Origin of the sequence: Acidisphaera sp. L21 (assembly GCF_009765685.1) — a bacterium.
Lineage (GTDB): Bacteria > Pseudomonadota > Alphaproteobacteria > Acetobacterales > Acetobacteraceae > LMUY01.
In genome coordinates, this window is sequence record NZ_LMUY01000093.1 from 60,787 (window position 1) to 68,688 (window position 7,902).

Here is a 7,902-nt window from a genome sequence, read left to right on the forward strand (position 1 = left end):
CGTAAATTATGGTGTTGAAGCGTCTCTATAGACGCCAAGACGGCATAGCGTGAGTGATGAGGGACCGAGAAACAAGGCAGCTAACGCAGCTTGCAAAAGGTCATTTCTCACCCTCATCCTGCGGGATGATCGACACCTTGCCGTCACGTTCGATGATGGCGTAGCGAACCTGTTCTAGCCGCATGAGCCCCTTCTGCCGAACGGCCGCCATCACATCACTTTCAAGCATACGCAGGGTCCGCATCCGATCCTGATGCCACTCACCTTTCTCGAAAACGATGACAGGCGTTCCATCCACGATCCGGCCAAACCACTCGAACCGCTGCTTCAGGGCAGATACGCACACATGCATCAGGCCAATCGAGAATACAGCACTGACCGCCGCTACCATGGAATGATCATCCCCCAACACCGCCGACATCAGCGCGCCACCAAATAGAAACAGAACCACGATGTCGAATGGCGCCATCATGCTTGCCATGCGTCGCCCAATGAGTCGCACCGCCAGCAAGAGGATCAGATAAGCGACCGCTGCTCGAATAGGGACGCTCATGGTAGTACGAACTGCGTCCAACGCTGGGCGGCATAGCCCTCTCGCTGAACAACCAGTTCATTTGAACCCAACGACATCGGCTGCAGCATGAGCCTCAGCTTGGCATCGCGTGTCCCCGGTGAAACGGGAATGGTCATCACCATGCCGCCGTCCACAAGCCGAGTTTGTAGCGGTTGTGGTTCAACTCTTTGGAGTCCCATGGGCTCGACGATGTTGGAGCCGACCAAAATATCAATTGTTGAAGATGCCGAGGCGTTATCCAGGTTGAACGTTACCTGCGTACCTGCCTGCGATCGCGCCACCGGCTCGAAGTCTACAGTGAGGCCGGTCCCTTCAGATTTTGCGGTTTCATGGCTGTAAGGGCCTGAGGCAGAACAAGCGAATCGGGGGACTAGGAATCGGGCTGCAGGATGTACTAGCCTGACAATGTGATCGACACCTCAGCCATCAAAGCGCGCTTTGAGGCGCTCGCCCCGTTTCTCAATGAGCGGGCCCGCCGCCTCTTTGCTGCAACCGAGGCTCGTCTTGCTGGACGGGGTGGTGTGAGTGCCGTGTCCACTGCCACTGGGGTAGCGCGCAGCACGATCGGCCGTGGCTTGGCTGAATTGCGGCGTGGGGAGACCCCACCCCCTGATCGGGTCCGTCGCCCTGGTGGTGGTCGCAAGCAGAAGGTGGACATAGAACATGGACTGCTGGACGCTTTGTCCAAGCTGGTGGAGTCAGCGATCCGTGGCGATCCGGAATCACCCCTACTATGGGTGAGCAAGAGTCAGAGACACCTTGCCGGGGCCTTGGCGGAACAGGGCTTCACCGCCAGCCAGACACTGGTTGGACGTCTGCTGCGTCGCCTGGGTTTCAGCCTGCAAGCCAACCGCAAGACCAGCGAGGGCACGAGCCACCCGGACCGTAATGCGCAATTCGAGCACATCAATATGCTCGTCAACGCTTTCCAGGCGGCGGGACAGCCTGCCATCTCGGTCGACACGAAAAAGAAGGAGCTTGTCGGAGACTTCAAGAACAACGGGCGTGAATTACGTCCTCGGGGACATCCCGAGCCGGTTCGGGTGCATGATTTCGCCATTCCAGAACTTGGCAAGGTATCGCCTTATGGCGTGTATGACATTGCCGCTAACACCGGCTGGATCAATCTCGGTGTGACAAGCGACACGGCGGCATTCGCCGTTGAAAGTATCCGCCGCTGGTGGTTTGAACTTGGACATGCGCGTTACAAAAGGGCCCGTCAGATCCTGATCACGGCCGACTGTGGCGGCAGCAACGGTGCCCGCGTTCGCCTCTGGAAAAGCGAGCTGCAAAAACTTGCAGATCAAACGAGGTTGTCCATCACAGTGGCGCATCTACCACCCGGTACCAGCAAATGGAATCGTATCGAGCATCGTCTGTTTTCATTCATCACCCAGAACTGGCGAGGCAAACCTTTAGTGACCCACCAGGTGATCGTTCAGTTGATCGGCAACACTACGACCACGACGGGACTCACCGTCCAATGTCGTCTTGATGAAAACGACTATGAAAAAGGTGTCAGAGTGTCTGATGCCGATATGGCCGCGCTCAATATCACGCCGTCCAACTTCCATGGCGAGTGGAACTACACCATCGCGCCACGCCGAAGGCGACGTTGAAGCAGTTATTAGACATCAGGCCCTAAAAGGTTTCAAATACCGGTTTCAACCAAGCCTAGCTTTGGCCTTAGCGGTGTATCGTGACGCCAAAGTTGACGTCGATGATCGAGGACTGACTCTTCATCAGTCGCCCCCGCCAGTTGCGCCACGCTTGATCAAGGTAGGTAGATGACCTTCGACGTTGGGCAGAACGCAATCAACCAGTGATTGGCTGGTAACACACAAAAAGCTGGGCTCTTAGCCTGAAAGAAGACGCCACTAGTCGGCAGGGGTTGTTAACGGGTCCGATCTATAGCGGAGGTTATCAATGCAAACGAGCGAAGTTGCTGAACTACCGTGCATAACCATTTGATTCAACAGGCTGAATCCGATATACTTTCTTGCGGCAGGCAACGCCGGGTTTAACTCAAGTCTCCGTTTTGGAGGCAGCCGAACCGATGGTCATCCCTGACGGATGGCCTACCAACGGCCGGTGGCAACTGGGTCCGGGGGCCTGCCGCTTACATTGGTGCACCGAACATCTCGAATATTGCCTTTTGATCACCGCTTAGGCGATCTGCCCATTGATCCGGCTGCAGCTTTACCCCAAACCTAAAAACTCCATCAGATCCGCTAGCTACCCGCGGCTTCAAGATTTCGGCGAACCGCGTATCTCCTCGCCGACCACCTGTTGATGTTAGTCCACGGTAAAATGCACTAGTGACAACATCTGCAAGCTGTAGGCCGGCACGTTCTCTGTGCGAAGCGTGATGCACCTGCTGAATATCAATTACATCCCAGGAAAGGTTATCTTTGGTGAGAACCATTCTGCCCTCTCGGCTTCGGAGCCAGAGTTTTGCAAGATAGTCCTTAGTGTGCTCATAAGACATTCCACCGCGAGTGGAAAACTCAATCCGAAGTTTCCGTTGCGGATCTCCGCGATACCGCGTCTTTGAATCAACCGAGCAATAACGAGAGACTTTTTCGAGCAAAACGCGGGCCATCCAGTTATAAAAATAATTCCGCGCATGGACGAGTTCGGCTCGAGTATTCCGATAACCCCGCATGTTTGGTTTGTGCGAAACCGAGACAAACCACCGAAAAGTCAACGTTGAAAGATACTCGCAGAGAATCTCTTTTCGTCGGTCGTCCAACTTCGCAAAATGGATATCGCGTCTCTGCGGCGAGTTGATCCGCGACATCGCCTCAACAAGCCATTGTTGAACAAAGGCATCGTCGTGGATGGGGACAACGAAGGCGCCCAATACAAACCATTCTGATGCGCCTGTTGAGTCGATGGGGGCAACAGACTTGATGCCGTCGTCTCCGGCTTCATCAATGTAAGCCACATAGCCAACGGGAGATGCCATGTGGCAATCATAGAATTAGAACTAAATGAAAATCCAGTGGGCGCAGATCTATCCAGCCCATAGCATGTCGGTTCTCTGCTCTTGCTTCTGGTCAGCCTTAAGCGAAATCTTGCCAGATAGCCGCTCTGTAGTGGACCTACCAGCCCATACTGCCAGGGCCGCCTTTGAAGGGCCCTTTGAGATCGTTGGTCACCCAGCCGCCATAGAAGCCACCAGGCTGAGGCGTGACGGCTTCGTCACCGACGAAACAGGCGTCCATGGCGCCGGCGTAGACGGCCAGATGGTCGCGGATCGCTTCGAAGGCAGGTGTAGGATTTGGATAGCTCCACGCGGCCCGACTAGCGATGGCATCGCCGGCCCGGATGCTCTAGTAGTGGGCGACGCCCTTCCACTCGCAGAAACTCTCCCCAGACGCCGGCTCCAGCACGCAGTCGCTGAAGGCTGACTGAGGAAGGTAGTAGACGGGTGGATGCGACGTCTCCAGCACGCGAAATGCTGCCGTCGTCTCTGCGATTGTGCGTCCTTCGAAGACGATACGCACCGATCGGCTGACCGGCTCCAGCCTTGGCGGCCGAGGATAATCCCAGACGTTTTCCACTGACTTCGTCCCCATTGTGTGTCCGGCATATCGGGGCAGGGCGGACAAATCCCACCCTGGTCGGCTGTCACGCGGCACGACTCGGAAGAGGGGACAGACGCGAACGACTTGACTTTGAATCTGCCGTTCTCTGGGCGTTCGACTTACTGGCAGTGGCGTCTAGACCCCCAGCTGTCGGGGCCTCTTAATATTCTGGCCGTATCTCAGCCTAACGGAATTGCCATGTCCGCCCTTGAACAGGCGACAATCGTATTCACGTCGTATAAGTCTGGGCATAGCGGAAACGTCAAATGACAGAATGGTCGTCTTCGGTTGATCGGGAGTTCCAAAGAGAACCTCTGACCGCCGCTCGAGCGGTGTCACTGGCCAGCAAAGCGATAGAAGAGGGTCGTCAAGCAGATGCTGAACGTCTCATTTCCATAGCATACGAACTCTTCGATCTTGCCGCTACGACCCCTGAAGCACTTCAGACGATGATGACGCCCAAGTCGTGATGGTCGTCTGCAACTAGCCCTTCAAAGAAGGTGGATAGCGGACAGGCCAAGACATTCGTCATCGTTACGAGATGCGGTGGGGGGACCCGCTCAATCCCCATCTCCCAGGCGCGGAGATCGTCTTCCGGCACCTTAAGCCGATCGGCAAGGTCGGACCTCGACATTCCAGCCGAAGCCCTGATGTCTATGATCCGCTGTCCAACATGGGCATCGATCGGTGATGCAGGTCGCATGGTCATCGGCGGCTTGTAGCTTCCCATTCGCGTGCCCCAGTAATGCTGATTTTACTGCGCATCAAATGCGACAGAACGTGACACCTTCAATATACCGTTGCCTGATAGAAGATACCGATCAAAGGATTGCATTTGACTGATGACGCTAGGAGGGGGCTAGCCAACGCGCTATGCACTTTCGGCAATCGAGCCTCATGGGTCACCCTGAATCTGCTACGCGAGGTGCTTGCGAATCGGACCATATCTGCCGGAGATGCTCGTGGTTGAGCAAAAACCTAGAATTCAGCTGCGACCGGTGCCAGCGTTTCGCGAGGCATTTAGGCTGGATGACCCTGAGCAATTCGGAGCGTCGGCGCCACGAGGCGTGCAGCACCAGATGATACTAAGAGGCAAAGGCGCCTATAAGGCCTGGCGATGGCGGTCAGCTTCACCCGCAATGATCGCGTCCCGGGGACGGACCAAATTGGCGGTCACTCATCGCACCGGTACGGGAAAATTCGCTTTCTTCACCTTCGTGGCCAATGATGACCCACCATCCGTCATGCATGGACGTATGTTGCCGCCGGGCACGCTGGCATGGTGTCGAGCGGAAACGGAGATCCATTCGCAGAGTCCAGTTGGTGCAACTTGGTCGAACCTATGCTTCCCTATCGAGGACGTTGAGCGGGATTGGGTGTCGCTCTATGGCACGCCGTTCGCCGGACCACGCGATTCCGTAGAGATTGTGCCCCTAACCTATGTGGCGCAGCACCAGCTCACTACGGGGATTGATGCGGCCATCAGCGGCAACGAACATGCGCCAACCCTTGTGCATGGCCTGCTACGCCTCATGCTGGAAGCTTTCGCTTTCAGCCGGGGAGCAGAAGCGGCAGGGCCAATCACCAAAACCGGGTTTGAACGCCAATTACGGGTGGTAGATGCTCTCGTCTCAATTGCCGACAGGATTGACGTCGCCTATCCGTTAGTGGCTGTTTGCCACGAAGTCGGCGTTTCATTACGAACATTGAATGCAAGCAGTAACGCTCTACTTGGAATGGGTGCGGGCCAGTATCTACGGCGGCGGCGAATGCACCGCGTACTCGCCGCGCTTCAACGGGGCGACGTCAGCGTGACAGAGGCCGCCACGGGGCAGGGATTCTGGGACCTTGGCCGGTTCGCCGGAGATTATCGGGTGCTGTTCGGCTGCTCGCCCTCCGAAACGCTGAGTAAGGCTCGCAGGGGCGGAGTTCTGTTCAACAGACGCGGGTGAGGAGGCGGGTCGTGACACCCCCCACCCCTGCAGCTAGCAGGCCTACCAGCGTCGCGGCCATGGTCACCTGTCGCTGCCTCGCAGCGCGACTCGGCCTGCAAAACAGACGCGAACGACTCGATTTGAATCTGTCGTGCCCGAGGCGTTCGATTACTCGCGTCGTTTAAGTTCCTCCAAAACCTCCTGCACCTTCTCGACGGCCTCGGCAGCGGTGACTGGCCGGCCTTCTGCCCCGATCATCCCGCCAGCCAGACTGGCCGCTGCGGATTCTCGCTGACCCTCTCGGTTGGCTTGCTCGGGTGGGTCCTCATCGGGCTGTCGTTCTTGAACGGCTTTCACCTCGCTTGCCGGAGACTGTGCCTCTTCCTGGGAGGCAGCCAGCAACTGACGGCGGGCGGCGGCAGCTGCCGGATCACGCTCGAGGGCAAGGTCAAGCTCTCTGTTGGTTGAAAGTTCTCGAAAAGCTTCGTCATAATACATACCATTGCAGCAAAATTGCTGAATTCGTTAGTTAAACGCACGCCCTTCATTGTCGTTGTGTGCCGCAAAATATCAGTCTGGGCTCATAGCCCGAAGAGGAAGTTTCGATCTGGTTCGCACGGTCACGACAGGTGCATTGGTGTATGGAACGGCCGTTCTACCTCCAGGGAACGTCCATCAGGTGTCCAGTGGATGGCCAGGAGACGTCCAGGTCTTCGTCGAGCCTCAGGCGAGTAAGCCTCCGCATTGTGGATCCACAATGCCTATCCTGTCATCCGAATCAGAGGCAACTTTGTGCAATTATCTGCAATCGAACGAGTACCGCCGTCGTGCTCACATAGTCTCACATGTTATTGCATGATCTCGTTCGTTCTTGTTTAGACGTGATCTACATCAGAGCACGACCAGTCTGCAGTGCCATCGAGACGGCCAGCAGTTCCGATGCTTAAGCGTTCTGGCCAGCCTCGGCACAATCACGTTAACCTTTGGGGACCATCGACGACAGGCAGGTGTGCAGTGAACAACGAGCAATCTGAGCGGAAGCTCGTCCCGTTTCCACGGCAGCTTCGGGTAGTGCCGGCGGAGCCTAGGGCATATGCCGCCCCGACCGACATAACGTCTCTGGCGGCGGAGCACGACGGCTGCGTCTATCAACTTGAAGCCCTACTTCGGCAGTTGCCGGCGCACTGTATCCGCGAAGTCGAAGCAACCACGCCTCTATCGGGTCAGGAGCTATGAGACGAGATAATCAGGCGGTGGCCGGGTACGGCAGCAGAGGCAAATCGCCACATGATGCCGGACGGCACGGTGCACATGAACGCGCCACTGCCGCAGGCGCCATACAATCCCAATGCGCCGATTGGCCGTGCCGATGAACGTTTCCCCCCGAGCATCGGCGCTCCGCAGCCCCAGGGTGGGAATGATCCGAATCAACCTCCGCCGCCTCGCGTGCCGGTTCCGCCTGGCGGGGGGTATGGTCAGAACGCACTAGCAACGCCCCCGCCGATCCAAGCCGCGCCAGCCCAGCCGCCCTCTGTCGCAGCCGGGCCCGCTACCACCCAAAATGCCCTCGCAAGCATGGGTGCGCCGCAGGCTCCGCAGCCACCGCCTGTGCTTACTCCGGCCAACGCGTCGTTGGGCTCAACAGGCCTATCAAGCCTCGGACAAGGTGGTGGGCCGCCAACGCGGCAGAACGTTTTGGCTGGCCTCGGTGCACCCGGCACCAGTCAGGTAACATTGTCCAACGCATCCAGCGCCTCCGCTCAGCCCAACCCGTTCCCCGCTCTAGACCTAGTCGAAATCTACG

General features: G+C 57.2%; 7 protein-coding genes and 1 pseudogene. 2 read left to right on the forward strand and 6 right to left on the reverse strand.

Annotated features, from left to right (window positions below; all coding sequences use genetic code 11):
- Positions 1–100: 100 nt before the first annotated feature.
- Together GSQ76_RS18850 and GSQ76_RS18855 are read right to left on the reverse strand one after the other, a co-directional pair.
- Positions 101–553 carry a DUF421 domain-containing protein gene (locus GSQ76_RS18850; protein ID WP_158745674.1) on the reverse strand — a complete coding sequence of 151 codons (453 nt, stop codon included), beginning with the start codon at positions 551–553 and terminating at the stop codon, positions 101–103.
- Complete coding sequence (locus GSQ76_RS18855; RefSeq protein ID WP_158745675.1) at positions 550–855, reverse strand: hypothetical protein; 306 nt, start codon at positions 853–855, stop codon at positions 550–552. The genes GSQ76_RS18850 and GSQ76_RS18855 overlap by 4 nt, the downstream gene beginning before the upstream one ends.
- Before the next feature lie 129 nt (positions 856–984).
- On the opposite strand from GSQ76_RS18855, the gene GSQ76_RS18860 reads away from it, so the two are divergent.
- Positions 985–2,193, forward strand: coding sequence for an ISAzo13 family transposase (locus tag GSQ76_RS18860; protein ID WP_408836907.1), 1,209 nt, complete (start codon positions 985–987; stop codon positions 2,191–2,193).
- 500 nt (positions 2,194–2,693) lie between these two features.
- Here the strand turns inward: GSQ76_RS18860 and GSQ76_RS18865 are convergent, their stop codons facing one another.
- The 3 genes and pseudogenes from GSQ76_RS18865 to GSQ76_RS18875 all read right to left on the reverse strand — a co-directional run bounded on the left by GSQ76_RS18865 (position 2,694) and on the right by GSQ76_RS18875 (position 4,798).
- The gene (locus GSQ76_RS18865) at positions 2,694–3,542 is read right to left on the reverse strand and encodes a DUF3800 domain-containing protein (protein WP_158745677.1); all 849 of its coding nucleotides are present in this window, start codon (positions 3,540–3,542) and stop codon (positions 2,694–2,696) included.
- Positions 3,543–3,678: 136 nt separating this feature from the next.
- Positions 3,679–4,155: pseudogene (locus tag GSQ76_RS31990) on the reverse strand (DUF427 domain-containing protein).
- Between the two features lie 451 nt (positions 4,156–4,606).
- Positions 4,607–4,798, reverse strand: coding sequence for a hypothetical protein (locus GSQ76_RS18875; protein WP_158745678.1), 192 nt, complete (start codon positions 4,796–4,798; stop codon positions 4,607–4,609).
- 532 nt (positions 4,799–5,330) lie between these two features.
- Between GSQ76_RS18875 and GSQ76_RS18880 the strand changes: the two genes are divergently transcribed.
- Entirely contained in the window at positions 5,331–6,116 is a 786-nt protein-coding gene (locus GSQ76_RS18880) for a helix-turn-helix transcriptional regulator (protein ID WP_158745679.1), read from the forward strand.
- Positions 6,117–6,266: 150 nt separating this feature from the next.
- Here GSQ76_RS18880 and GSQ76_RS18885 read toward each other — a convergent pair whose 3' ends face one another.
- The gene (locus tag GSQ76_RS18885; protein ID WP_158745680.1) at positions 6,267–6,596 is read right to left on the reverse strand and encodes a hypothetical protein; all 330 of its coding nucleotides are present in this window, start codon (positions 6,594–6,596) and stop codon (positions 6,267–6,269) included.
- Between the last annotated feature and the right edge of the window lie 1,306 nt (positions 6,597–7,902).

Bases quoted from the DNA above. Each gene is read 5' to 3' on its own strand.
- GSQ76_RS18850 (WP_158745674.1), bottom strand. From the start codon at position 553: ATGAGCGTCCCTATTCGAGCAGCGGTCGCTTATCTGATCCTCTTGCTG.
- GSQ76_RS18865 (WP_158745677.1), bottom strand. From the start codon at position 3,542: ATGGCATCTCCCGTTGGCTATGTGGCTTACATTGATGAAGCCGGAGAC.
- GSQ76_RS18875 (WP_158745678.1), bottom strand. From the start codon at position 4,798: ATGTCGAGGTCCGACCTTGCCGATCGGCTTAAGGTGCCGGAAGACGAT.
- GSQ76_RS18885 (WP_158745680.1), bottom strand. From the start codon at position 6,596: ATGTATTATGACGAAGCTTTTCGAGAACTTTCAACCAACAGAGAGCTT.